Source organism: Rothia nasimurium, from assembly GCF_928381415.1.
Taxonomy (GTDB): Bacteria; Actinomycetota; Actinomycetes; order Actinomycetales; family Micrococcaceae; genus Rothia; species Rothia nasimurium_H.
In genome coordinates, this window is sequence record NZ_CAKMSF010000005.1 from 190,666 (window position 1) to 215,183 (window position 24,518).

A 24,518-nucleotide genomic window follows, 5' to 3' on the forward strand; every position below is an offset into this window, starting at 1 on the left:
TAAAGACCGCCGTGAGGGTAGAAGAACGTACCTGCACAAGAACCTACTGCTGGGTGTAGATAGCGGTGGCTAAGGACAGCAGTACCGCCGCACTGTTGGGCCCGAACGAGAGAACCTGGCCGTCTGCCATGTCGACCACGCGCTGGTTAGCACCGGCGGTTGTTTCAGCTACACCGGGGCGGGCGAAGAAGGCCTCGATACCACCGGTGGACTCCACCCCGCCGGTCATGGTGAGGATCAGGTCGGGGTTAGCCCGCGAGAGCGCTTCAGCGTTAGCGGGCACGGTACCCGAAGCCCCGCCCTCACTGGCCACATCGCGACCGCCCAGCGCGGTAATCAGCTCATCGGCCCCTGAACCGTCACCCAGGATAAAGAAGACACCGGCAGTACCCCGAACGTAGAGGAAAGCCATACCCACCTTCTGCGCCGAATCCCGCGGGGCAACCTCGGCAATGGTGGCTAGCGCCGAATCAATCTCAGCCTTCACCCGGGCACCCAGCTGGGCGCCGGCGTCCGGAACTCCCAAAGCCTGCGCAACCGCCTCAATCTGCGGCACTACCTGGCTCAAGGAACGCGAGGGGTCAAAATGCACCACGGTCACCCCGGCCGAACGCAGCTGCTCGGTAATTTCGAGGGGGCCGTTGGTGGTGTCCATGAGCACCACGGTCGGGGCGAGAGAAAGAACCGCCTCAGCCGAAATGTCGTGGCCGTTCTGGGTTACCAGGGGCAGGTCTGCCAGGGTCGTTTCGGTCGAAGACGTGACCCGACCTACTAGGTTGTCCCCCAGCCCCAAAGCGACGACGGTCTGGGCTAGGGTGCCGTACATATCCAGGGCCAGAATGCGGTCGGCACTGGTCACGGTCACCTCGGTGCCCTGAAAATCAGTGACGGTCACCGGCAGCTGCGGGGCCTGCGGGTTCTCAAGCGGCAGCACATCCGGGACGGACGCCGCCGTCGCCAGACCCGTCAGGCTCTTGGGGTTCTCTACAGCATTGGCTTTGAGGTAGTCCTCGGCCTGCTGCAGGGCGGTGCGGTGCACCTCTTCACTGGCGGGAGCCTCAATGCCCCCGGCCGTTGCCGACGACTGAGCCCCGTCCTCAACCGATGTAGAAGCCGCCCCCGCCTGCGGGCCTGTAGCGGCGGCGTCCGCACCGCTCTCCGCCGACCCGGTACAGGCCGTCACCGCCAGAACCAGGGCAGCACTCAGAACAGAAAAACCCCGGCGCAGGGGCAGAGAAGAAAAGGAGTGTGTGAGCACCAGAACCTCCGAGAGAAACAAGAGGGTGGGAGCCGGTTACAGCCCGGCTCCCACCGTGAGACGGATGAGAATTAGGACGCGCGACGGCGGGCTACCACCACAGCACCGGCAGCCAGCAGGGCTGCACCCACAGCCAGCAGGGCACCGACCGAAGCGCCGGTGTTCGCCAGCTTGCCACCCTGGGCGGCAGCGCGGGCAGCCTCAGCCTTCCGCTCTGCCTCAGCGTTCAGGGCATCGCAGTTAGCACCGTTCTCTGAGACATACTGGGTCTTCTCAATGGTCTGAGAAGCACCGGTGACGGTCTTTGAACCCAGGGTACCGGTGAAGCTAATGGGGTCAAGGGCTTCACCTGCCTGGTAGAAGCCAGCGAAGGCAGCTTTGCCCTCAGCAGTTAGGGTGGCAGAAGCACTGCTGACGCTAATGCTGGATCCGTTAACAGTCAGGCCAGCCAAATCGACATTGGCGAAGGGCACCTCACCGTGGTGGGTTGTCTGCCCCTTCATGTCATTAGAACTTACGGTCAGGTAGAGGGTGCCGGTAGAACCGTTGATCTCAAGGCGGGGGTTAGCCATCAGAGTGTTCAAGGTGCCGCCGTGGCCGGTGAAACGGACAGAGCCCTCGAAAGCCATAGAGCCCTTGCCGTTAGCGTAGGTGCCTGTACCTTTGGACCAGCCAAAGGCCTGGTTAGCGTAGGTAACGCCGTTCAGTTCCCAACTACCCTTAGCGATACCGCCACCAATGTAGTTACGGAAGGAGGAGCGCACGCCCCAGTCGAAAGTAGCAGCTGAGACGGTCCCGTCAGCCTGAGTAGTGGTTGCACCGGCAACAGTCTCAGTGACGGTCACCGGAACACACTGGGGGGCCTTAGCCGGGTCGGTAGAGGGCTGGGCTGAGGGCACGACGGTCGGCTCAGCGGTCGGCTGGGTAGAGGGGGCTACCGTCGGTTCCGCAGAAGGCTGAGCTGAGGGGGCCACGGTCGGCTGGGTGGTAGGCTCGGCGGACGGGCTCGGCGCAGGGGACTCACTCGGGGCAGGAGCCGGGGTTTCGCTGGGAGCCGGGGCCGGTGCGTCCTCAACCACGGGGGCAGCCACACGCAGGTAGAGGGGGTCAAACTCCAGGCCTTCAGCGTACCGGGACCCAAAAATGGTCGCCGCGTGCCCGGTGGCGTAGGTGGTCACACCGCTCAGGAGCAGATTACCCTCGGCATCAGTGGTCAGGGCGCTCGCATCGAATCTGGCGATGGGCTGATCGGTAATTTCGCCGGTGTTAGCCGAGGTGCCAGTGGCGTAGATGTAGCCGTTTGCACCGTCGGTAACAACGCGGAAGCTATGCAGGTTGATATTCAGTACCCCACCGTGGGCGACCAGAGAGAAGCTACCTGGCACGGTAATGGAGTAGCCGGTCTCGGCCTTCTGGGCGGTTGCACCGGCAAAGACAAAGTTATTGCCTTCTAGGCTGGTGTGTTCGCCAGGAGTAACGGCGTTCTGGGCGATCAGGTAGTTGAGGAAGGAATCCTTGATACCCCAGGTGACGGTGCCCGCTGCGTTGGTGACGCCGTCAGCGGTGGGCTCGGGTGTGGGCGTGGGGGCCGGGGTCTCTGCGGGCTTTTCAGCCAGGTCAGCCGAGAAAGTGAGCGGAGACAAAACCTCGCCTGCCTTGTAGAAACCGGCGAAGGCTGCTGCGCCGTCGGCGGTGAGAGTAACGGGAGCAGCAGTGGCTGATACGGTGCCGTTGCTGAAAGTGACGCCAGAAAGGTCTACGGTAGCGAAGTGGACGTTGGTGGCATCGATATCGGGGGATCCGTTGTAGCCCTTGGACTTCACATCAGCTACCAGGGTGCCCTGGTTGCCGTTGATGACCAGCTTGAGGTTGGCGTAGGTGATATCAAGCTCACCCTTATGGGCAGTGAAGTGGATGGTGCCGGGGTAAGAGATAGTGCCGTTTGCACCGGTGAACTCACCCTCGGCCCCCTGCCAGGAGAAGGCGGAGCCGTTGAAGCTGGGGCCACCGGTTACCTCGACGCTACCACCGGCAAAAGCGCCGGTGACGTAGCGGATGAAGGAGTCCTTGAGCGACCAGGTCAGCTGGGCATTGCTGGCGACGTGAGTTGCGGACGCGGCAGCGACGGTGCTGCTGGTGGCGTCCGCTGCGTCGGCTACGGACGCGGTGGCTAGGGTCATGCCTGACAGGGTGAGTGCGGCGGTGGCTAGGAGGGCGCAGGAGCGCCGGGCGCTGTGCTGGGGAGACATGGGCATCCTCGTGAAAACTATGTGGTGTAGGGTGGGCACATTTCGTAACATGCCCCGCCTTATTAAATTTAAGGGCATGCCTAAACTAGCATTAAGGCAAGCCTAATAAAAATAGGTTACAAGTACTTGACTTAATTCTTTCTTGGTGACAGTCTGTCAATAAATAGTGTTAATCTAGCCCTCAACCAAGGAGGACTCCATGACTACCGCTCTCGCCGACACCGAGCGTCCTACCTTCTCAGCCCGCCTTAAGGCAGAAACCGCTGCCCGCCACGAGCAGGCAGAACACTCCAGCTTCATGGCCGACCTGATGGGCGGCAAGCTCGACCGTAAGGCCTACCGCATGCTGCTGACCCAGTACGTCTATATGTATGAGGCCCTCGAAGAAGTAGCAGCCGGCTTCCGCGCCCACCCCAACCCCATCACCGAACCCTTCGTGCTCGAGGGCCTTGACCGGCTTGCTTCTATCAAGGCTGACCTAGCTGAACTGGGCGGCCCCACCAGTGACCAGCCCTTACCGGCAACCGCTGACTATGCGGCAGCTATCCGGGCGACGGCGTCCGCCCCCGAACGCTTCTTGGCCCACCACTACCTGCGCTACCTGGGCGACCTGTCGGGCGGGCAGGCCGTAGCTGCCCTGGTTGCCCGGCACTACGGCGTGCCCGCTGAGGCTCTGAGCATGTACCGATTTGAGGCACTCCCGAAGCCCAAGGTATTCAAGGACTCCTACCGGGGTCTTCTGGACGATGCCCCGCTGACGGACGCCCAGCGTGACGCCCTGGTTGATGAGGCCCTGGTCGGGTTCGACTACAACACCCGTGTGTTTGCACAGCTGGGTGAGAGCCTAGCCCCATAGATGTGTAGCTAGGGGCCTCCATGCTGTGTGCAGGTTTCTTGGGCTGTGTGCAGGGTTTTCTCTGCACACAGCCCAAGAACCCTGCACAGGGTTAAGAAAGAAGGATGCTCCCCGGGTCGGTAACTGCCACGCTAACGCACCCGACTTATCCACAGGCCTGGCTGCTATATGACCTGTTTGTGAACCAAAAGAGCCTGCGATGTTCACACCCCTTGCAAGAGGTGAACGGGGTCGGTGACACTGCCCTTATGAATGATGTTGCAGAGATTTACCAGCAGGTGCGCTGCCTTAAAGATTTACAAGATATCGGTGTAAGCCCCTCCCTAGCTTCGACCCGTTTTAGGTCTGGTTACTACACCAAAATTAAGCAGGGGATCTATGTCGAGACCTCTATATGGAACCAGTGGGGCACTCGTCAGAGGTGTTTGGCCCACCACGCTGCGCATATCAAAACGGTGCCGAGCGGGGTGCTGAGCCACCAGTCGGCTGCGCTTTGGTTAGGGGCTCCACTCCTGACCCTACCTAATAAGGTGCATATGAGTTTTGCGTCAGCTTCTGTGCAGCACCGCCCTTCAGTAACGGCACATCGAGGACGCACGGACGTAGTTCCCGAGTCTCGGCTGGTGGCAGGGGCCCGTATCACTGCACCAGAGCAAACTCTGTGCGATGTTGCTCTGTCTTTACCTCGTGTTGAGGCGCTGGTGGTTGGTGATTATTTTCTGCGGCAGGGCGTTATATCCGCAGCATCGGCACGAACTGTTTTGGCTGAGGCGGGTGGAATTGCGCTTGCCGTGGGACAGAGACTGAGTGCTTTAGCAGACTCTCCGGCTGAGACGATCACGCGTGACCTTATCTATGAGTGGAATCTGCCTCTACCTCAGGAGCAGTTCGAGGTATTCACCCACTATGGCCGTGTCTACCGTGCTGACTTCGCTTGGCCTGAGTTGGGGGTCATGCTTGAGGTCGACGGTGAGGTGAAGTATTCGGGAGTCTATGGCCGCGCTGACGATGTGGTTCAGGCGGAACATCGGCGGCATCGCGAATTAGAGATGGCTGGCTGGAAGGTGGTGCGTACGCGCTGGAAGGAGCTGATGTCGCACCCTGCTACTCTCCGGCAACGGCTGTGGGGGGCAGGCGTCCGGTGAGCCAGGCTGGAGGTGTGCAGGTTTCTTGGGCTGTGTGCAGGGTTTTCTCTGCACACAGCCCAAGAAACCTGCACAGGCTAAGACAGAAGGACGCCACCACGCACCTTACCTGCCGTGGGGCAGGGTAGGGGCGCGGCGGCGTCCTTACGCACAGTAGCTAGCGACTAGCTGGGGGCAACCTCACCGAAGTGGCGGGCCAGGGTGCCCTCGTGGGCTTCACGCAACTCGTCCAGGTCGATAGCGACCTCACCCTGAATATCCAGGGCCTTAGAGGCTGCATCGACCACGCCGATACGGGCGAAGGGGTAATCGCGGGCGGTGCACATGTCCTTGAAGCGAACTTCCTCAGAGCGGGGCACAGACACAACCACGCGACCCAGGGACTCTGAGAAGAGCAGGGTGAAGAGGTCAACGCCGTCACGCTCAGCAACCTCACCCAGGCCAACGCGGGCACCGACGCCAAAGCGTAGGCAGCCCTCAACCAGGGCAGCAGCCAGGCCGCCGGCAGAGACGTCGTGGGCAGCATCAATCATGCCGTCACGGCTCATGTTCACCAGCATGTCGCCCAGCAGCTTCTCGGCAGCCAGATCAACCTTGGGGGGCAGGCCGCCCAGGTGACCCTTAAAGCGGGCCCACTCGGAGCCGTCTAGCTCATCGCGGGTGGTGCCCAGCAGGTAGAGGGCCTGGCCATCGTGCTCAGGAGCCCAACCGGAGGGGGTGCGGCGGGTGACGTCGTCCATCACGCCCATCATGGCAACCACGGGGGTGGGGTTAATAGCCTTGCCGCCGGTCTGGTTGTAGAGGGAGACATTGCCGCCGGTCACAGGCACGCCCAGTTCCATACAGCCATCGGCGATACCGCGTACGGCCTCAGCGAACTGCCACATGATGTCCGGGTCCTCGGGGGAACCGAAGTTCAGGCAGTCAGAGACAGCCACGGGACGGGCGCCCACGGTAGCCACGTTGCGGTAGGCCTCAGCCAGGGACGCCTTCGCACCCTCGTAGGGGTCGAGCTTGGTGAAGCGGGGGTTAGAGTCGGTGGCCAGGGCAACGCCCAGACCGGTCTCTTCGTCCACGCGAATCACGCCAGAATCATCGGGCATGGACAGGGCGGTGTTGCCCTGGACGTAGCGGTCGTACTGGTTAGTGATCCAGGACTTGGAGCACATGTTGGGGGCGGCCATGAAGGCCTTGATGGCCTCGCCCAGCTCAGCGCCGGTGGGGCGGGCGTCGTCCGCCTCCGAGCCGGTGAACTTGTCGGCCTGCAGGGAGTCCTGCCACTCGGGGCGGGCGTAAGGACGCTCGTAGGTGGGGCCGTCGTGAGCGACGGTCTTGGGGTCCACATCGACGATAATCTCGCCCTGCCATTCGATGGTCAGGCGGCCGGAGCCGGTGACCTCACCCAGAATGGAGTACTCGACGTCCCACTTCTTCATGATGTCTTCGAAGCGGCTCAGGTTCTCGGGGGTCACAACCGCCATCATGCGCTCCTGGGACTCAGACATGAGAATCTCGCCCGGGGTCAGGGTGGGGTCGCGCAGCAGAACCTTGGTCAGGTCAACGTGCATACCGCCGTCACCGTTAGAGGCCAGCTCGGAGGTAGCGCAGGAGATACCCGCAGCACCCAGGTCCTGAATACCTTCAACGATGGAGTTCTTGAAGAGCTCCAGGCAGCACTCAATCAGCACCTTCTCAGCGAAGGGGTCGCCCACCTGCACGGCGGGGCGCTTGGAGGGCTTGGTGTCGTCGAAGGACTCTGACGCCAGAACGGAAGCGCCACCAATGCCGTCACCACCGGTGCGGGCGCCAAAGAGGATCACCTTGTTGCCGGTACCTGAGGCGTTAGCGGTGCGGATGTCCTCGTGGCGCATGATGCCCACAGCCAGAGCGTTGACCAGGGGGTTGGCCTGGTAGCACTCGTCGAACTCGACCTCGCCGCCGATGTTGGGCAGGCCCAGGGAGTTGCCGTAGCCGCCAACACCAGACACAACGCCGGGTAGGACGCGGGCGGTGTCGGGGTGGTCGATGGCACCGAAACGCAGGGGGTCCATGACGGCCACGGGGCGGGCACCCATCGAGATGATGTCACGCACGATACCGCCCACGCCGGTTGCTGCACCCTGGTAGGGCTCAACGTAGGAGGGGTGGTTGTGGGACTCAATCTTGAAGGTCACAGCCCAGCCGTTGCCAATGTTGGTCACACCGGCGTTCTCGCCGATACCAACCATGAGGTCCTTCTTCATCTCGTCGGTGACCTTGGCACCGAACTGCTTGAGATGGACCTTGGAAGACTTGTAGGAGCAGTGCTCTGACCACATGACCGAGTACATGGCCAGCTCGGCTGCGGTGGGGCGGCGGCCGAGAATCTTCTTGATGTCCTCGAACTCGTTTTCCTTCAGACCCAGCTCAGCCCAGGGCAGCTCGGTGTCGGGGGTGGCAGCGGCGTGCTCAACGGTATCGAGGTTAAACTTCTTTTCGCTCAAAATTCTTATTCCTTATGCGAGGCGTTTAGGCCGAAACCAGCTGGTTGAGTACGGAGGTAAAGACGCCCAGGCCGTCCGCGCCACCGCGCAGACCCACGGTGCCAAAACCGGAGGACGAGGGGCCGAAGCCGGGCTCGACGGCGTGCTCGGGGTGGGGCATGAGACCCACGACGTTGCCGCGCTCGTTGGAGATGCCGGCAATGTCGTTGCGAGAGCCGTTGGGGTTAACGTCCACGTAGCGGAACACCACGCGTCCTTCAGCCTCAAGAGCCTCAAGGGTCTTGGTGTCGGCGACGTACTGGCCGTCCTGGTTCTTGAGGGGGACCACGATGTTCTGGCCCGCTTCGAAGTCGCCGGTCCAGGCAGTCTGGTTGGTCTCAACGCGCAGGGTCTGATCGCGGCAGATAAACTTGCGGTGATCGTTCTTGATCATGGAGCCGGGTAGCAGGTGGGTTTCGGTCAGAATCTGGAAACCGTTGCAGATGCCGAGCACCGGCAGGGGAGCGGAACCCGAGGTGCCAGCGGCGCTAGCTGCCTCAACGACCTTGCTCATGACCGGGGCCTTCGCTGCGATAGCGCCTGCACGCAGGTAGTCACCATACGAAAAACCGCCGGGCACAATCACAGCATCTACATCGTGTAGAGCTGCCTCATCGTGCCACAGCGGTACGGGGGTGCCACCGGCTAGGCGGACGGCGCGGGAGGCATCACGGTCGTCGAGGGTGCCGGGGAAGGTGATGACGCCGACGCGCACATCAGCCAGGGCAGGGTTGGGAGTGGACTGGGAGAAGTCGCCCACCAGGGGAACTTCGGTTGCTGCGAGGGATTCTGCCACGTCTTTTAGTCCTCCAGAGCTTCGACGTTGACGACGTCTTCAATCACGGGGTTAGACAGCAACTCTTCAGCTGCCTGGCGGGCCTGCGCGAGCAGTTCTTCGGTGACTTCACCATCAACGGTCAGTTCAAAACGCTTACCCTGACGAACATCGGTGAAGTTGTTCAGACCGATACGGGGAAGCTCGTGAGCGATAGCCTTGCCCTGGGGGTCGAGGATTTCGGGCTTGAGCATAACGTCAACAACAATACGGGCCATGAATGGGCACTCCTTGGGTGCTGGAATCTATATAGAGCCGGGTCTCATTTTACCGGTTTGTGGGGGCTTGTGCCCCAAAGTGAGACGGCGGGGCGCAGGGCTTTTCTGCGGCATCCGATCATGACGAGTGTGCGTTGTATCGCTGAGCGTGCGGCTGCCCGGTGCACGCTCGGCGATATGGCGCACGCTCGGTGCTGACGAGAAGATACTGGGAAAACAAACTATGATTTTCTATATAAACAGCTTAATGGGAAAATTGAGGTGCATTTTCTCAAGAGAGACTCGCAGGAGGCAACATGCAGAGTTGGCCATCTCTTACATATACAGAGCGCTTGTGGGTGCACCGTGACCCCTTGGCCTCTCGCCGGAGCCAGCGGAAAAATCGAGGTACTTTTCAGGTGCCGCACGTTCCGTATATTTCTGAGGCTCCTGTGAGGCTCAGTGCAGATGTGCTGGCTAGCGCATCTGCGGCATCAGTGGCTATGACAAGGTTCGACCACGAACAGGCATCATTTGCTCATTTCCCATTCGCTACGGTGCTTTTGCGCGGAGAATCTGCCACAAGTTCGCAGATTGAAAATCTGACGGTAAATGCTCGAAAACTCTCGCTTGCTGCACTTGGTGCGCCGGTAGGAGGCAATGCCGAACTTGTCGCCCGCAACGTCCGCGCCATGAAAGCTGCAATCGACGTTGCCCACGAACTCAGCATCGATGCTTTGCTGACCATGCACGAGGAGCTTACAGCGGGTGTTCAAGATGATGCCGGCGAGCTGAGAAAAGAATGGGTATGGATTGGGGGAGAATCCCCTGTCACAGCCAGGTACGTAGCACCTGCCTGGGAGGATGTACCTGGGTTGCTTGAAGACCTCGTTGTCTTTTTGGAGCGCCGGGACCTTGATCCTACCGTACAAGCGGCTCTTGCTCATGCCCAGTTTGAAACTATTCACCCTTTTATAGATGGGAATGGGCGTACGGGGAGAGCGCTCATCTCATCTCTGTTAAAGGCGCGCGGAGTGACGCAGCATGTGGTGGTTCCCCTGTCGAGCGGTTTGCTCTATGACCTTGAGGGGTATGTGTCTGCCCTGGAGGCGTATAGGCGCGGGGATATAGAGCCCATCATCCTGTGTTTTGTGGATGCCATTGAATCATCGCTGGCTAATACTCGTTTGCTTGCCCAGGACATTGAACAGTTTTATGAGCAGATTCTTGCCTCGCGTCCGAGGGTGACTGAAGCGGTGCGTAAGGTGGCAAGGTTCTGTTGCTCAGAGCCAGCTTTCACGGCTGGAATGCTAGAAGAACATGCCGGAGTGGCTAGATCTACCACCTATCGCATCATTGACTCCCTGGTTGAAACCGGTATCTTGCGGCGGGAGCAGAAAGTGCGCGGGCAAAATGCCTGGTCTGCCCCTGCCTTGACGGAAGCGCTTGACGCGTTTGCCCAGCGGGCGGGCCATCGGCGTTTTGTTTAGTCCTGAGCGGCCAGGAGCGTCTGCGCCGCCTGCAGGTTGGCTAGGGCGAGGGTTTTGTTGGTTCGGGCAAGGGCCAGGGCTGAGATGGTGAGGGCAACCAGGGCGCGGGCTTGGCCGTCCGCTTCGGCCTCGGTGAGGTGCGGACGCGCCCTGCCCAGCCCCGCGCGGAAGGCGGCAAAGAGTTCGTTGTAGTAGCCGCTGATAGCTGCGCTGACCACTGGGTCGGTGCCCACCGGGGCGTTAGCTGCCGCTATGAGCAGGCAGCCGGGGTGGCTATCGGCAGAGCTAATAGAGCTGGTCAGGGTTGCAAAGTAGTCGTTGAGGGCATCGGGCTTCGCGTCTTCGCTGGTGACGCGGGCAAGGAGCGGACGGACGCTTTCTGCCAGGTAGTTCTCTACCGCTTCGTCAAAAAGCCCCTTTTTCGACTCGAAGGCGTGGTAGAGACTGGAGCGCTTGAGGCCGGTTGCCTGTTCAAGGTCGGGGATTGAGGTTGCCTCGTAGCCCCGATCCCAAAAGACGTCGCGGGCTGCCCTGACGGCGTCCGCTCGGTCGAAGGTTGCTGCGCGCCCCATGGTGTGCCTCGTTTCATAGCTAACAAAATTGTGTACTGACCATTCTAGTATATATTGGAATAAGCGTTACAAAAACCTATGAAAGGATATCCCCATGACCATCGCCGGTATCATCGCCCTACTGCTCGCCGTCGCCCTGCACGTTTTTATCTTCTACCTCGAATCCTTCGCCTGGACCACCCGAGCCCTGCCCGTCTTCGGCATGAGCCGTGAATCAGCCGAACAGACCAAGGAAATGGCCTACAACCAGGGCTTCTACAACCTCTTCCTGGCAATCATCGCCGCCGCCGGTGCCGTGGCCCACTTCGCCGGTGCCCCCACCGTGGGCCTAGCCCTCATGCTCGCCGGTACCGGGTCAATGCTGGCCGCCGCAGCCGTCCTCTTCATCACCTCACCCGACAAGCGCCCCGCCGCCATGAAGCAGGGTGCCTTCCCGCTGCTCGCCGTCCTTCTGCTCGCTCTGGGCGCAACCCTTTAACAAACGCCCTTTGACAGGCGTAGAACTGGTTAAACAGCTTTCGAAAGGAAACATCATGACACAAGCACGTGAAATCCGCCTTGCTTCCCGCCCCAGCGGCTGGCCTACCTCCGACAACTTTGAATTTGCCACCGTTACCCTGCCTGAGCTCGCCGATGGCCAGGTTCGCGTTAAAAACGAGTTCATCTCGGTTGACCCCTACATGCGCGGACGCATGAACGACGCCAAGAGCTATGTAGCCCCCTACGGCCTGGGGGAACGCATCACCGGCGGTGCCGTCGGACGCGTTGTTGAATCGCACGATGAAAGCCTGCCCGTAGGCACCCTCGTATCGCACCAGCAGGGCTGGGCAGACTACGCCCAGGGCGCCGCTCGCGAGTTTACCGCCCTGCCGGAACTACCTGCCGGGGCGCCGTCCTCGCTCTATCTGGGCATGCTGGGCATGACGGCAATGACCGCCTACGCAGGGCTGACCCGCATTGCCCACCTGAAAGAAGGCGACGTCGTGTTCGTCTCTGGCGCAGCGGGCGCCGTGGGCACCGCTGTCGGGCAGATCGCTCGCCTGCTCGGCGCCTCCCGTGTTGTCGGCAGCGCTGGCTCGGCTGAGAAGGTTGAGCTGCTGACCAGCAAATACGGCTACGACGCCGCTCTCAATTACAAGGACGCCCTCGTTCGGCAGGCCCTGCCCGAGCTGGTTCCAGATGGTGTAGACGTCTACTTCGACAACGTCGGCGGCGACCACCTCGAAGCCGCTCTCGATGTGATGAACCGCGGTGGCCGCCTGGCGCTCTGCGGCGCGATTTCTGCTTACAACACCAGTGAGACCACCCCCGGCCCCGACAACATGACCAACATGGTCAAGCAGGGTCTGACCATGCAGGGCTTCACCCTGGGGGAGTACCTGGACGTCGTCCCCGAGTTCCGCGAAAAGATGGGCCGCTGGTTTGCCGACGGCAAGATCGCCTATGACGAGACCGTCTACGAGGGGCTCGACTCCACGATCGAAGCCTTCATCGCCATGATGCAGGGTGCTAACACCGGCAAGATGGTGGTCAAGCTCTAGCGCTCCGGCAAGCTGAATAAGCTGAAAGAGGACCTGAAAACCTAAAAGGGACCGCATACTACGCGGTCCCTTTTAAGTTTTGCGGTCCCCTTGGGTGTGGTGGGGGAGAAAAAACGTGATTACTCGGCAGGCAGGTAGCCCAGCTGGCGGGCCAGGTCGGCCGTCATCTCGTTGTTCTCAATTTCGGGCTCCTGCTGCTCATAGGGCGAAATGCCGGGGGCAGAAGACTGGGCCTGGAACTTCATGGTCATCAGATCGTTCGGTGCGGTCAGCTTACCGATAGTGCCGTCACGGTTCACATCAATCTGCTGGGCGGTAGTCTCTACGACGCCGTCCTGGTCAAAGTCGATACCCTGGTGGGCGTTCCAGTAGCGGGTGCCGTAGTGAATTGAGAAGCCGCGGGCAGCGTTACCGGCGCCCTTAGACTCAACCACTGCGGTCTCATCAATGGTCATACCCGCGCGGGTGGAGTAACCGTAGTAGACCGACCCGTCGGTACGGCGAATACCCGATAGCTGGTACTTGTAGTTCATGATGCTGGTGTAGTTGGGCTTGTAGTTTGTGCCGTCGGTGCCGCCGTGGTTCAGGCCCAGGTTGTGGCCGAGCTCGTGAATGAAGGTGCCCACGCGGATAGCGCTACTTGCCTTGCCCCAGTGGGTGGGGCCTACGGTCACCATGAAGGTGCGGCCAGGGTAGTAGCCTGATCCAGAAGACCCGCCGGTGCCGTAGTAGTCGCCCCAAATCATGTAGTGGAAGACGCCCGCACGTGCCGGGTCGGAGTTAGTACCCCGCAAAGTATTCACGTCGCCCAGGCCATTAAAACCCTGGTGGGGGATCTCGTTGCCGCCGCCCAGGTCGTAGGCGGGGTAGATGCTACCGGCGTCCAAGTGAATGGTGATACCGGTGGTGCCGTTGGGGTTCCAGACAGGCATATCGGCGAAGGTCTGGACGATGGTGCCCAGCTCAGCTTCGCTGGCGAGTAGGCCGGGCATGTAGTCCATCTCAACGAAGAGGTCTTTGCGGTAGGGGTCTGCGCCCATGGCAGCGAAGTCGATGTCGATGACGCCGTCGTTGTTGTAGTCGTAGCCCTCGGTTTCCCAGACATCGAGCAGCTTATCGCCGTCGGTATCGATGGTGACTGCTGAAGCAATCGGGGCGCTCAGCCCGGTGAAAGCCATGGCCGCAACTGCTGCGGTGGCAAGTTTGCGCGAGAAACGCATGTGTGTTTTCCGTTCTCTAAGTGTGGTTTAAGGACGATTCTAGGGCATCGAGCAGCCTCTGCCGCAGGACGACTGACCGTTCAGCGAAGAGCCTTTGCTGGCGCACGTACTCGGCCTTACCCTCGGGGGTTTCAATAGCAACCGGCTCGTAGCCCCAGTCCTTTAGGTCGTAGGGGGCGGCTTTCATGTCGAGTTCGCGCACGTCCCAGGCCAGCTCGAAGCAGTCCATAACCAGGTGCGAGGGCACCAGGGGTAGGAGCTTATAGGCCCACTTGTAGATATCCATGTTGGCGTGCAGGCAGGCTGGCTGCTCCAGGTCGCGCTGTTGCTCGCGCGTGGGCTGTAGCTCGTTCATGGGCACAGCCTGGGGCATGAAGAACCGGAAGGCATCGAAATGGGAGCACCTAATTTTATGGCTCTCAACCACCCGGTCGGTGCCCTCTGCCCCCAGGCGCAGTTCTAGATAGTCGTGGCGGATGTTATTCTCCACCGACTTATAGGCCATAGCCCACTCGTGCAGGCCAAAACAGCCAAAGAAACCGGGCTTGGCCGCGGTTTTACTCAGGATAATCCGCGCAAAATCAATGGCTGAGGCGCGGGCCTCAGCAAACTTTTCGGTATCGACAAGGACGCTGGTGCCCGCCTGCGCCGCCGCGGCGGCTTCGGCAGGTGGCAGGCCTGCCTCTTCTAGCTCCTGCTGGGTAGCGGCCCGGTAGAACTTCCAGTCTGCCCGCTCGCCGGCGTCCTGCAGAATGACCCCCGCACCGGGGTGCCAGCGCATAAACTGCCCGGGTTTTAGGGTGTAGTAGGTGAAGAGGAAGTCTTCAACGGGGTGGGCTTGGCCGCGCTCGCGGCGGGCTGCGAAGGGGAGGGCGTAGCGGCCGGAGCGTTCTTCGTGGGCGCGCGCGAGTGCACGCCAATCGTCCGGGGCGAGGAGGGTGAGGGGCATGGGGTCTATTCTAACGGCCCTTCATCCCGCGCTAGAAAAACATCCCTTCCTTTCCCTGCCACCTCAGATAAGTCAAGGACGAAAGAGAAGGGAGAGCACGGAGCAAAAACAATATGCAACATCAAGTCTTCAGAAGAAGGGTTATTTATAAGGGGTAGGTATGCCAGACCCACAGTGACTGTGGGTCTGGCATACCTTATAGATAATAATCTTTAAGTTTCATGCTTCACAGAAAGGACTGTTGCTAAAGTTGTAGAAACTCCGGTGATTGTTACGAGAATAAGGATGATGTACTTGTTAAAGGCAGTCGGATCAATAAAATACCATACCCCATAGAACAAAAGTGGAAGAGCAGATAATAAAGATATCCAGCGTAGTATATTTTTCATTTTATATTTTCCTTGATGGGCTACTGGTAAGATTTTATCTACCGAGGTGTGCACCAGATGGCTGAGTTGTGAGCCCGATGAATATTAATTCCTCAGCTGGTTCCAGTTGCAAATTAAAGATGCGGCCGAGCAACCGCGAAAGCTGCTGCAAATCCACCTGCCACTACTGCTCCTACACCAGTTACCGAGGTAATGAATACTGCTACGGTAGAAATTGCTGCACCGCCAGCGAGTAGTGCTGAGAGCCTGTATGAGTTTATGTTATTTAACCAGAGCGTCTGACCCCACCAGTGGAAGATAACGCCACCGCCAGCTGACTGAATTTCATTTCCAGTAGCCTTCGCATGCTGGGGGAGATTGGATAGCGCTTCGCGGCGTTCTTGATTGGATTTGGTGAGAATCTGCTGCAAAATCGCCTTATCTGCGGGGGAAAGATTTGAATCGCTCCTGATTGAGAAATCTCCCATCAGCCCAGTGGTAACATGTCGGTCGTAGCGGTTAATCTGTTCGTCTAAGATGTCGGTAAGGCGAGTGTCGGCCGTTGTTGCGATTGTGCTGGTGGATTCTACCGCATTAGCGCTTGTGAATCCCCCCGGATAGTAGACCCGCGAGGATCAGCGTGGTTGCCAGGGTTTTCTGAGTGGTTGTAGCTTTCATAGCCTACTCCTTTAGTGCTTGACCAGCCGGTTGGCTGAATTTGGGGGTAAAGAAGATGTGATGTACAGCAATACTATATTGGTCTATATATTCCCAACAAGTCTTTGGGTGGAAAATATAGAAAATTTTTTATAAGCCCTTGAAATGGGCAAAAGCCGGGCCCCGGGCCAGCAGCGTGGTGCTGCCAGCCCGGGGCCCGAGCGTCCTCGCGGACAAATCTAGTTCACGACCTAGCGGCCGGTACCACCGTAAACGGTAGCCTCACCCTCGGTATCAAGGTCAAAAGCTGAGTGCACAGCGCGCACAGCCTCATCAAGCTTCTCAATATCGGTGATAACCGAAATACGAATCTCAGAGGTAGAAATCATTTCGATATTCACACCGGCGGTGCTCAGCGCATCAAAGAACTTAAAGGACACGCCGGGGTTAGACTTCATACCCGCACCCACCAGCGACAGCTTACCGATGGACTCGTTGTACTGGACCTCTTCAAAGCCCAGCTCAGCCTTCTTAGCTTCAAGCGCAGCCAGAGCAGCAGCGCCCTGGTCCTGGGGCAGAGTGAAGGAGATATCGGTGACGTCGGGGCGGTCGGTTGAGACGTTCTGAACGATCATGTCGAGGTTCACGTTGGTCTCATTGAGAATACCGAACACCTTGGCCGCGGAACCGGGCACGTCGGGCACACCAATAACGGTGACCTTAGCCTGGCTACGGTCGTGGGCGACGCCCGAGACGAGGGGCTGTTCCAAGGGGATCTCCTTCAAATTAGTTTCCATACCCTCATTGTCGGGGATAACGAGAGTGCCTTCAAGCTGTGAGAACGAAGAGCGAACATGCAGCTTCAGGTTGAAACGGCGCGCGTACTCCACCGAACGCAGGTGCAGAATCTTGGCGCCGTTAGCAGCCATCTCAAGCATTTCTTCGCTCGTGACGGTATCGAGCTTGTGGGCGGACGGCACGATACGCGGGTCAGCGGTGAACACACCATCAACGTCTGAGTAAATCTCACAGACGTCAGCATTCAGGGCTGCCGCCAGGGCAACCGCAGTGGTGTCTGAGCCGCCACGGCCCAGGGTGGTGATGTCACGGGTCTGGCGGTTCATGCCCTGGAAGCCTGCGACAACGGCGACGTAGCCTTCATCAAGGGCGGTGCGAATACGCTCGGGGTTAACCTCAACCAGGCGGGCAGAACCGTGCACGCCGTCGGTGATCATGCCGGCCTGGGAACCGGTGAAGGACTGGGCGCGGCCGCCCATATTGTTGATAGCCAGGGCCAGCACGGCCATGGAAATTCGCTCGCCGGCGCTCAGCAGCATATCGAGTTCACGCGAGGGGCCGGCGTTGGGGGTTACTTCAGCCGCAAGGTCGAGCAGTTCATCGGTGGTATCGCCCATTGCTGAGACCACCACGACGACCTCGTTGCCAGCCTTCTGCGTGTCCACAATACGGCGAGCTACACGCTTAATACCCTCGGCGTCAGAAACCGAGGACCCACCGAACTTTTGGACAATCAGGCTCATTGAAACTTCTCCAGTGCAAAGGTGTTGAAGGTGCCGGGCATTTTCCGGCCTAAAACTATCGTAGGGGTGGGTGTCGCACTTGAACGATTTTTGCTCAAATGACGGGAATATAACGTGTGTGACGCTAAATTACAGACCCGTGGGTTTAGGTCCAGGGGTTCACGTAGGTCTTACCCGGAATCGGCGGGATTTCGGGGGCAACCGTGCGTAGCGGGGTCTTCTTGAGCTCTTCCAGCTTGGCTTCGTAGGCATCGCGTAGCTCTTCTGACTGCACGCCCTTACCGGCTTCTTCAGCCTCAAAGGCGGCGGCCGCCGCGAGTTCAGCCTTCTCTTCGGCAGATAGCTCACCCGGAATGCCCGCCAGCTCCTGTTCCAACAGCTCTTCGTTCAGGTCCCCCTGCTGCCCCTCAGCCGGGGACGGTTCGCTGGGAGCTGCGGGGGTAGCGTCCGGACGCTTCCCCCCGCCATCCTGCCCTTCGGCAGGGGATGGGGTGGCGGCGTCCTCGCTATCAAGATCATCGAACATGGAACCAGACCAGCGGGCCCGCGGGCCCTTAGCTGCCTGCTCCGCTGCGGCCTGCTGCTCCTTGGCCTCGGTTTCTGCCTCAAGGGCGGCCTCAAAATCTTCGGCGGGGTTTGCGACCTCAGCGCGGGTGCCCTCGCTAATAATGCGGCGACCCTCAAGGGCGCGACCCAGGGTGATTTCGTCGGCGTATTCTAGGTCTCCGCCCACCGGCAGACCCGATGCCAGGCGCGACACGCGAATACCGATGGGCACCAGCAGGCGCGAGAGGTAGGTGGCGGTAGCCTCACCCTCAAGGTTGGGGTCCATGGCGAGAATCAGCTCGGTGATGCGCTCGTCCGACAGACGGGCCACCAGCTCGCGGATGCGCAGCTGCTCCGGCCCGATACCGGCCATAGGGTTAATGGACCCGCCCAGCACATGGTAGCGGCCGGTAAAAGAGCGGGTGCGCTCAACGGCCACCACGTCCTTGGACTCCTCCACCACGCACAGCACAGTCGGGTCGCGCTGCTCATCGCGGCAGATAGCGCAGAGCTTGGTTTCAGAGACGTTGCCGCAGATTTCGCAGAAGCTCACGGTCTTCTTCACACGCGCGATGGCGTCGGTGAGCTTGGCCATCTCAGAGCTTTCCGCATTCAAAATGTAGAAGGCGATACGCTGGGCTGACTTGGGGCCCACACCGGGTAGGCGGCCCAGCTCGTCAATCAGGTTCTGGACGGCACTCTCGTACACAAAAAACTCCTTGTTAGCCCTGGTGAAGGGGCTGTTCGTCAATTACTTTGCCGCCCAAAATCTTTTCGACGGCCCGCTGGCCAATCAGCACGGACGACTCCAGGGCGGCATCGTCATCGCTGGGGGTGAAGTCCTCGGGAGCGTCCACCGGTTCCGGGGCCTGGGCCTGCTGAACAGCCCGCTGGCCGGCCGCAATCTGGGCGGCGTGGCGCTCTCGGAAGGAGAGCTTCTTACCGCCGGGCTGTTCGGGGGCGGGCTGGGGGTGTGCCTGTTGGCTCTGCTGTTCCTTCTGCCGCTCGTTCTGGTCCGGTGCGGACGCCGGGGCTTGCGTGCCCTGCGCCAGGGGGGCACCGGGGGCGCTAGAAGCGCCTGCCAGGGGAGCACTCGAAGAGGGGGCTGTCTGCGGGGCACGAGCGGCAGCAGGTGCCGGTGTCTGAGCGGTTGACTGAACAGCTGGTTGAGCCGGGGCTCCCTGCGAAGACTCTGCCTTAAGGTAGCCAACCCCGGCGACGTACTCGGGTTCGTCCTCGGGGGCATCGTCAAAGTAACCGCCGTCGTAGTCAGCGTACTCGTAGGCTACCGGGGCTTGGTTCGGGGCTGGTGTTTGGCTTGGCGCTGGTGCCTGGGGCGGGGTCTGGGCCTGGCCTGATGCCTGGGGGGCAGGGCTATTTTCGCTCTTGGCCTCTTCTTGCAGGGCAGCATTATCGGCGTCCTTGTGCCCCTGCTCGGCCAGACCCTCACTGGTGGGGACGGGCTCAAGGGAAACCGCGTGCGGGCTATCCTCGTGGGGCACCTGGGAGGCGGGGTCGGCGTCCTCTGACTCCTGGGCGGTATCGCGCGCTAGGGCAATATTCTGCTGTTCCTGGGGGCCGCGGGAGGGGTGCTGGGCCTTGGCAATTTCGACGGGGTCGGCCTCACCCTCAATCACACGCAGACGCGGGGCTGATGGCGCCTGTTCCTCGGGGGCCTCGGCCGCATCACCGCTGGGGATAGCTGCTACCGACCAGGAGGTGACGGGGTTGTTCCAGTCATCGGGGCTCCACGAGGGAGGCTCCGGTGAGCGGGGCTGGCCGTGCGCTGCCCAGGCCTGGTCGCCACCGCGCGGGCCCTCAGCGACATCGGCAGCGGGCTGCCTGTTCACAGCCTGGGGCGCGGGGGCCAGGCTTCCGCCTGACGGGCCTGCCCCGCCGGGGCCGCCGGGACGTCCGCCGCCAGGGCGCCCACCACCGGGGTTATCGCCGCCGTCGCCGGGCTTCTTGATTTCACCGCGTAGCTGTACCTGCAGACCCAGCACCTGGAAGAGGGCCTGCTGAAGCTGGGGCAGGTACTCCTTGACGGCCTTAAGTACGGGCAGCTCGGCCCGCAGGAAGAGGGCTCCGTTTTCAAACTTGGACGGCTCACACAGGGCAAACTGGGCCCGGGCAAAGGGGGCAGGCACCTTGGCCACTACATCGGCCCAGGAGTTCGCCACCATGTCGACCGTGTTTTCACCGGGCACCGGACGCGCTGGGCTCTGAGGCGCGGACGCCTGCTGCCCGGCCTGGACGGGCTGGGCGCTCTGAGGAGATTGGGCAGACTGCTGGGGCCCACCGAGTGGCGGAACACCCCGGCCTGCTAACGGGGCCCCGCTCAAGGGAGCGCCCGCTAAAGGAGCCCCAGCCAAGGGGGCAGCGGCTAGAGGCGCGCCGCCCGACTGGGCAGGAGCCTGAGTTTGCTGAACGGGCTGGCCCTGCTGGCTGGGCTGGTCTTGAGGTTGGGGCTGAGCTTGCTGCTGAGACTGGGCCTGCTGCTGAGACTGAGCCTGCTGAGCAGGGGCTTGACCTTCGACGCCACCCTGCTGGGCTAGCTGCTGCCGGGCGCGCGCCAGGGGGCTGGCGGCGTCCGCACCGGTATTGCTGAAACCCGCCTGCCCAGAACCGCCACCGGCGGGTGCAGGGAACTGACCCGAGGCCAGCCTGCGCTCAAGCCGATCCAGGCGGGCCGCTAGGTTGCCAACCCCCTGCTCCCCGGCGGCCAGCAGAATACGGGCGCACAGAAGTTCCAGGTGAAGCTGGGGGTTCATAGCCCCGCTCATCTCATTGAGAGCCTCATTGGTGACGTCCGCAGCCCGCGACAGCTCCGCCGAACCCAGCTGCTCAGCCTGAGCCCGCATACGATCAAGCTGGTCAGCGGCCAGGCCTCGCAGAATTGAACCCGCTGAATCGGGTACAGCTTTGACAATAATCAAGTCGCGGAAACGTTCGAGCAGGTCCTCGACAAAACGGCGGGGATCCTGACCGGTCTGAACCACCCTATCGACCGAGGCGAACACCTCGGCGGCAGAACCAGAAGCAAAAGCATCGACAACCTCGTCGAGCAACTCGCCGTGGGTAAAGCCCAGCAGGGCAACGGCCAGGTCGTAGGAGATGCCCTGCTCGTCCGAGGCACCCGCCATGAGCTGGTCAAGGATCGACAGCGAGTCACGCACCGAACCGCCACCGGCGCGGACAACCAGCGGCAGCACGCCATCGGCGACCTTAACACCCTCTTCGGCGCAGAGCTTAGCCAGGTAGTCCCCCAGAATCTGCGGGGGCACCAGGCGGAAGGGGTAGTGGTGAGTACGCGAACGAATAGTGCCGAGCACCTTGTTAGGCTCGGTGGTCGCAAAAATAAACTTAATGTGCGCCGGGGGCTCTTCCACGATCTTGAGCAGGGCGTTGAAGCCCTCACGGGTGACCATGTGCGCCTCGTCGATAATGAAAATCTTGTAGCGGTCACGCACCGGCGCAAAAGTAGCGCGTTCACGCAGGTCACGGGCGTGATCCACACCGCCGTGGCTGGCGGCGTCCATCTCAATCACATCGAGGGAACCGCCACCGTCGCGGGAAAGCTCCTTACAGGACTCACACACACCACACGGGGTAGGAGTGGGTCCCTGGGCACAGTTGAGGCAGCGCGCCAAAATACGCGCCGAAGTGGTCTTGCCACACCCACGCGGCCCCGAGAACAGGTAGGCGTGGTTCACCCTGTTCTTCTCAAGGGCAGTCATGAGAGGTTCGGTGACATGCTCCTGCCCGATAACGTCGGCAAACGACTCAGGGCGATAACGGCGATACAGCGCAGTGCTCACAATAAACCTTCGGTTGAGTGCAGAAAAACTGAGCCCGGCCCAGGGAGAAAAGCAAGAGAAAGAATCAGGCGCTCGCCGCCCCGGGTGTGCTGGTTAACAGTGTAGTGGGGGTGGCTGACGTTTTAAGAACCGTGCGCGAAAGGCTTAAGCTGCTCCCGGCGTCCGCCCCGCTGTGCGTCAGTAGGGACCAGATTCCTCCCGAAATCCCTAACGCCCACACATACTATTGTGATTTTTCTGGTCCCTAGTGGGGAGGCTGGCAGATTTGGGCAAAATAAAGACCCCCTACGCACCCGTCAGAGCCCAGATACCCTTGCTGCCTTCCGGCCCTGGGGGAGTTTTCCAAGATGACGCCACGTAAGGGGCTCCAACAACTGTACCCTAAGCCGCCACGAAAAACAAAGGGCGGTAGAGAGAGCTTCTTAAGTAAGCGCGGAGGTGCTCCCTGGCGCGATGAGGGGAGGACGGGCGCGCCCGCCGCAGCTATGAATTTGCGCGGACGCCCGGGCATGGGGTATGCTCGTATCTGTTCGCTTTCGTGAAGCTATGCATATAGCTAAGCAACAGCCTGGAGGATTCGCCTAGCGGCCTATGGCGCACGCCTGGAACGCGTGTTGGGTTCACGCCCTCGGGGGTTCAAATCCCCCATCCTCCGCTGAAGCCGGTTTCATCGCCCACTTGATGAAACCGGCTTTTTCTTTTTAGCTCTTGCGAGACAGCTTGGTCCAGTTGTACCAGCCGTAGACCGAGTTGGCGATAAAGCCCAGGTACATGGCCATGATGGCCATGTTGCCGCCGCCCTCCACGGTTGACCACAGGTAGATCTGCACGGCGTTCAGTACCAGCCAGCCGACCCACTGCTCGCGGAAGCGGTAGACCATCAGCACCTGCGAAATCAGGGCGATGACGGTGGTGAAGGCGTCAACGTAGGGCTGGTTAGAACCCCAACCGTTCAGTAGCACCCCGTAGCCCCACGATGCTGCGGCCAGTAGTGCCAGTACGCCCGCGATAGCGGGCAGGGTCAGGCGGCGGGTCTGCACATCCAGGGCGGTGCCTTGGGCAGCACTAGCCAGGGCGGACGCCGCCCCCTGCCCACCGGCGTCCGCGCCCGTGCTCGCCGCGCGGCTACCGGCCAGCTGCCCTGCCCCGTCAAAGGAGGCGCCGCCCAACTCTGGCCGGGTCTTGGCTGCTCGCATGTTCTTGCGCCACATGTAGAGGCCCCAGAACTGGGTGAGCACATAGAAGGCGGCGATAGTAATTTCGCCGATGAAGTAGGCCTGGTAGGCCAGCACCAGGTAGGGCACGTTCTGCACGATGCCGAAGAAGTAGTTCGACAGGCGCCCCTTGCCCACCAGAATCACGCAGACCATGCCTGCAAAAGCCGTGATGAAGCTCAGCCAGCCCTCAAAGGCCACGGTGCTGACCACGACCTGCAGCAGAATCAGGGCGGGGAAGAAGACCTTCTCGAAGGGGCTGTAGCCGGTGAAGAGGTCGGTGTAGGTGGCCTTGGCAAGGCGGGCCAGGGGGTTGGCCGGCGCCTGGTTAGTCAGGGGTGCGCTCATGATGATTCTTTCGGTGACAGGGGTAGGAAGTTAGGGGAGTAGACGTTCGATAGCGGCCTTGGCCTGCTCATAGCGCTCAGCGTAGCCCGCGCCGTCCAGCAGGACCAGGCGGTCGAGTAGACCGGCTGCCTCAACCTCGGCCAGCATGATGCGGGAAATCTCGCCAAGGTAGTCATCGGAGTTATTGGTCTGGGAGCGGAAGCCGTCGAGGGTGTAGCCGGAGGCCCCCACCGGCGGGATAAAGAGAATTAAATCCCAGCGGGCCTTGGCAATCAGGGAGTCAGCCAGGGGCAGTAGCTTGGCGTAGTCGCTTTCGCTCAGTTCGCTGGCGGGGTCGGCGGCGCTCATGGCGGCATAGGCCTTGGTGACCATGGCGTCGGTGTCCATGAGGGTAAGGCCCCGGTTGCCGGGGTTGTCGATGGTCTCCCGGTTGAGGTTGAACTGGCCGGTGAGCACGTTCTGGTAGTCCAGCAGGTCATAGTCCTCATCGCGGATATTGGCCTCGACCTGGTAGACCCGGGCGTACTCGTAGGAGTAGGGGGCGTTGTAGAGCTTGCCGAGGTCCTCCACCAGGGTGGTTTTGCCGCCCGAGGCAGCCCCCATCACCAGGACGTTGCGGGTAAAGAAACGGCGGAAGGGCGGGGCGATGAGGTCCCAGTGGGTCAGCGGGTTGGCCCGGATTTCCGGTTCGGACGCCGGTAGCTGGCAGGGTGCCAGGCGCGCGGCCTGCTGCCCGTCGGCGTCCTGATACCCTGCCCGAAAGCGGGAGATGTGCTCTTCATCGAGCAGGTAGAGGCGGCGCTCAGCGCCCGCCGCCACGTGGGTAGCCCAGAAGCCGTCCAGGGCGTCATCCCAGGCTTCGGGGCTGGTGAGATCGGTTTCATCGAGGGAATCGACAATGACGAGGGGATCGTTCTTAAAGTGCTCAGACACATAGCGGTAGCGCTTGGTGTGCTTCATGCCCGCCTGCTCACCGGCGTCCTGCTGGGAACCGGCGACAATTACCAGGGTGCCGCCGGGGTTCTCTTTCTTGGCACGCAGAATCTGGTCGATATGGCCGCGGTGCAGGGGAGCGAAGCTGCCCACCACGAGTCCCACGTGGGAGCCGGTGAGCTGTTTTTTGTAAAGCATGGTGTCCTTGGGCTGGGGCGGGCTGGTGGCCCGCGCATAGCCATGATTAAACACCCGAAGC

The 24,518-nt window shown here is 61.0% G+C and carries 19 protein-coding genes, 1 tRNA gene and 1 other RNA gene; 6 read left to right on the forward strand and 15 right to left on the reverse strand.

Features of this window, described 5'->3' with window-relative positions; all coding sequences use genetic code 11:
* Positions 1-43: 43 nt before the first annotated feature.
* Positions 44-1,258, reverse strand: a complete 1,215-nt coding sequence (locus L7A20_RS07295) for a heme/hemin ABC transporter substrate-binding protein (RefSeq protein WP_237198727.1) — start codon at positions 1,256-1,258, stop codon at positions 44-46.
* 71 nt (positions 1,259-1,329) lie between these two features.
* The gene (locus L7A20_RS07300) at positions 1,330-3,507 is read right to left on the reverse strand and encodes an HtaA domain-containing protein (protein WP_237222948.1); all 2,178 of its coding nucleotides are present in this window, start codon (positions 3,505-3,507) and stop codon (positions 1,330-1,332) included.
* A gap of 199 nt (positions 3,508-3,706) precedes the next feature.
* On the opposite strand from L7A20_RS07300, the gene L7A20_RS07305 reads away from it, so the two are divergent.
* Positions 3,707-4,363 (forward strand): heme oxygenase (biliverdin-producing), encoded by a 657-nt coding sequence (locus tag L7A20_RS07305; protein ID WP_237205848.1) that lies wholly within the window; start codon positions 3,707-3,709, stop codon positions 4,361-4,363.
* A gap of 248 nt (positions 4,364-4,611) precedes the next feature.
* Positions 4,612-5,508 carry a hypothetical protein gene (locus L7A20_RS07310; RefSeq protein ID WP_237222949.1) on the forward strand — a complete coding sequence of 299 codons (897 nt, stop codon included), beginning with the start codon at positions 4,612-4,614 and terminating at the stop codon, positions 5,506-5,508.
* Between the two features lie 164 nt (positions 5,509-5,672).
* Here the strand turns inward: L7A20_RS07310 and purL are convergent, their stop codons facing one another.
* Genes purL through purS form a run of 3 tightly spaced genes read right to left on the reverse strand, consistent with a single transcriptional unit; the run spans position 5,673 to position 9,083 of the window.
* On the reverse strand, positions 5,673-7,991 hold the full coding sequence (gene purL / locus L7A20_RS07315) for a phosphoribosylformylglycinamidine synthase subunit PurL (protein ID WP_237222950.1): 2,319 nt from the start codon (positions 7,989-7,991) through the stop codon (positions 5,673-5,675).
* Between the two features lie 25 nt (positions 7,992-8,016).
* Positions 8,017-8,826: a phosphoribosylformylglycinamidine synthase subunit PurQ gene (gene purQ / locus L7A20_RS07320; protein ID WP_237222951.1), complete on the reverse strand. Its 810-nt coding sequence runs from the start codon at positions 8,824-8,826 to the stop codon at positions 8,017-8,019.
* Positions 8,827-8,831: 5 nt separating this feature from the next.
* Positions 8,832-9,083, reverse strand: a complete 252-nt coding sequence (purS, locus tag L7A20_RS07325; RefSeq protein WP_135013794.1) for a phosphoribosylformylglycinamidine synthase subunit PurS — start codon at positions 9,081-9,083, stop codon at positions 8,832-8,834.
* 482 nt (positions 9,084-9,565) lie between these two features.
* Between purS and L7A20_RS07330 the strand changes: the two genes are divergently transcribed.
* Positions 9,566-10,552, forward strand: coding sequence for a Fic family protein (locus tag L7A20_RS07330; protein ID WP_237222952.1), 987 nt, complete (start codon positions 9,566-9,568; stop codon positions 10,550-10,552).
* Here the strand turns inward: L7A20_RS07330 and L7A20_RS07335 are convergent.
* Positions 10,549-11,124, reverse strand: coding sequence for a TetR/AcrR family transcriptional regulator (locus L7A20_RS07335; protein ID WP_237222953.1), 576 nt, complete (start codon positions 11,122-11,124; stop codon positions 10,549-10,551). The two genes, L7A20_RS07330 and L7A20_RS07335, sit on opposite strands and share 4 nt — an antisense overlap.
* A 94-nt stretch (positions 11,125-11,218) precedes the next feature.
* On the opposite strand from L7A20_RS07335, the gene L7A20_RS07340 reads away from it, so the two are divergent.
* Both L7A20_RS07340 and L7A20_RS07345 read left to right on the forward strand, forming a co-directional pair.
* Positions 11,219-11,602: a DUF1304 domain-containing protein gene (locus L7A20_RS07340; RefSeq protein WP_237222954.1), complete on the forward strand. Its 384-nt coding sequence runs from the start codon at positions 11,219-11,221 to the stop codon at positions 11,600-11,602.
* 55 nt (positions 11,603-11,657) lie between these two features.
* The gene (locus L7A20_RS07345; RefSeq protein ID WP_237222955.1) at positions 11,658-12,665 is read left to right on the forward strand and encodes an NADP-dependent oxidoreductase; all 1,008 of its coding nucleotides are present in this window, start codon (positions 11,658-11,660) and stop codon (positions 12,663-12,665) included.
* Between the two features lie 119 nt (positions 12,666-12,784).
* Here the strand turns inward: L7A20_RS07345 and L7A20_RS07350 are convergent, their stop codons facing one another.
* The 7 genes from L7A20_RS07350 to ffs form a co-directional block, all read right to left on the reverse strand.
* On the reverse strand, positions 12,785-13,885 hold the full coding sequence (locus L7A20_RS07350) for a zinc-dependent metalloprotease family protein (RefSeq protein ID WP_237207038.1): 1,101 nt from the start codon (positions 13,883-13,885) through the stop codon (positions 12,785-12,787).
* A 16-nt stretch (positions 13,886-13,901) separates the two neighbouring features.
* Positions 13,902-14,834 carry a 3-methyladenine DNA glycosylase gene (locus L7A20_RS07355; protein WP_237222956.1) on the reverse strand — a complete coding sequence of 311 codons (933 nt, stop codon included), beginning with the start codon at positions 14,832-14,834 and terminating at the stop codon, positions 13,902-13,904.
* 502 nt (positions 14,835-15,336) lie between these two features.
* Positions 15,337-15,690 carry a hypothetical protein gene (locus L7A20_RS07360; protein ID WP_237222957.1) on the reverse strand — a complete coding sequence of 118 codons (354 nt, stop codon included), beginning with the start codon at positions 15,688-15,690 and terminating at the stop codon, positions 15,337-15,339.
* Positions 15,691-16,110: 420 nt separating this feature from the next.
* Positions 16,111-17,400, reverse strand: coding sequence for an aspartate kinase (locus L7A20_RS07365; RefSeq protein WP_237197563.1), 1,290 nt, complete (start codon positions 17,398-17,400; stop codon positions 16,111-16,113).
* 145 nt (positions 17,401-17,545) lie between these two features.
* Positions 17,546-18,655, reverse strand: a complete 1,110-nt coding sequence (gene recR, locus L7A20_RS07370; RefSeq protein WP_237222958.1) for a recombination mediator RecR — start codon at positions 18,653-18,655, stop codon at positions 17,546-17,548.
* Positions 18,656-18,668: 13 nt separating this feature from the next.
* The gene (locus L7A20_RS07375; protein WP_237222959.1) at positions 18,669-21,764 is read right to left on the reverse strand and encodes a DNA polymerase III subunit gamma and tau; all 3,096 of its coding nucleotides are present in this window, start codon (positions 21,762-21,764) and stop codon (positions 18,669-18,671) included.
* A gap of 273 nt (positions 21,765-22,037) precedes the next feature.
* Positions 22,038-22,134: signal recognition particle sRNA small type (ffs, locus tag L7A20_RS07380), an RNA gene on the reverse strand.
* Between the two features lie 200 nt (positions 22,135-22,334).
* Between ffs and L7A20_RS07385 the strand changes: the two genes are divergently transcribed.
* Positions 22,335-22,419, forward strand: a tRNA-Ser gene (locus tag L7A20_RS07385).
* A gap of 46 nt (positions 22,420-22,465) precedes the next feature.
* Here L7A20_RS07385 and pnuC read toward each other — a convergent pair.
* Together pnuC and L7A20_RS07395 are read right to left on the reverse strand one after the other, a co-directional pair.
* Positions 22,466-23,326, reverse strand: a complete 861-nt coding sequence (gene pnuC / locus L7A20_RS07390) for a nicotinamide riboside transporter PnuC (protein ID WP_237222960.1) — start codon at positions 23,324-23,326, stop codon at positions 22,466-22,468.
* A gap of 30 nt (positions 23,327-23,356) precedes the next feature.
* Positions 23,357-24,457 carry an AAA family ATPase gene (locus L7A20_RS07395; protein WP_237222961.1) on the reverse strand — a complete coding sequence of 367 codons (1,101 nt, stop codon included), beginning with the start codon at positions 24,455-24,457 and terminating at the stop codon, positions 23,357-23,359.
* Positions 24,458-24,518 lie beyond the last annotated feature (61 nt).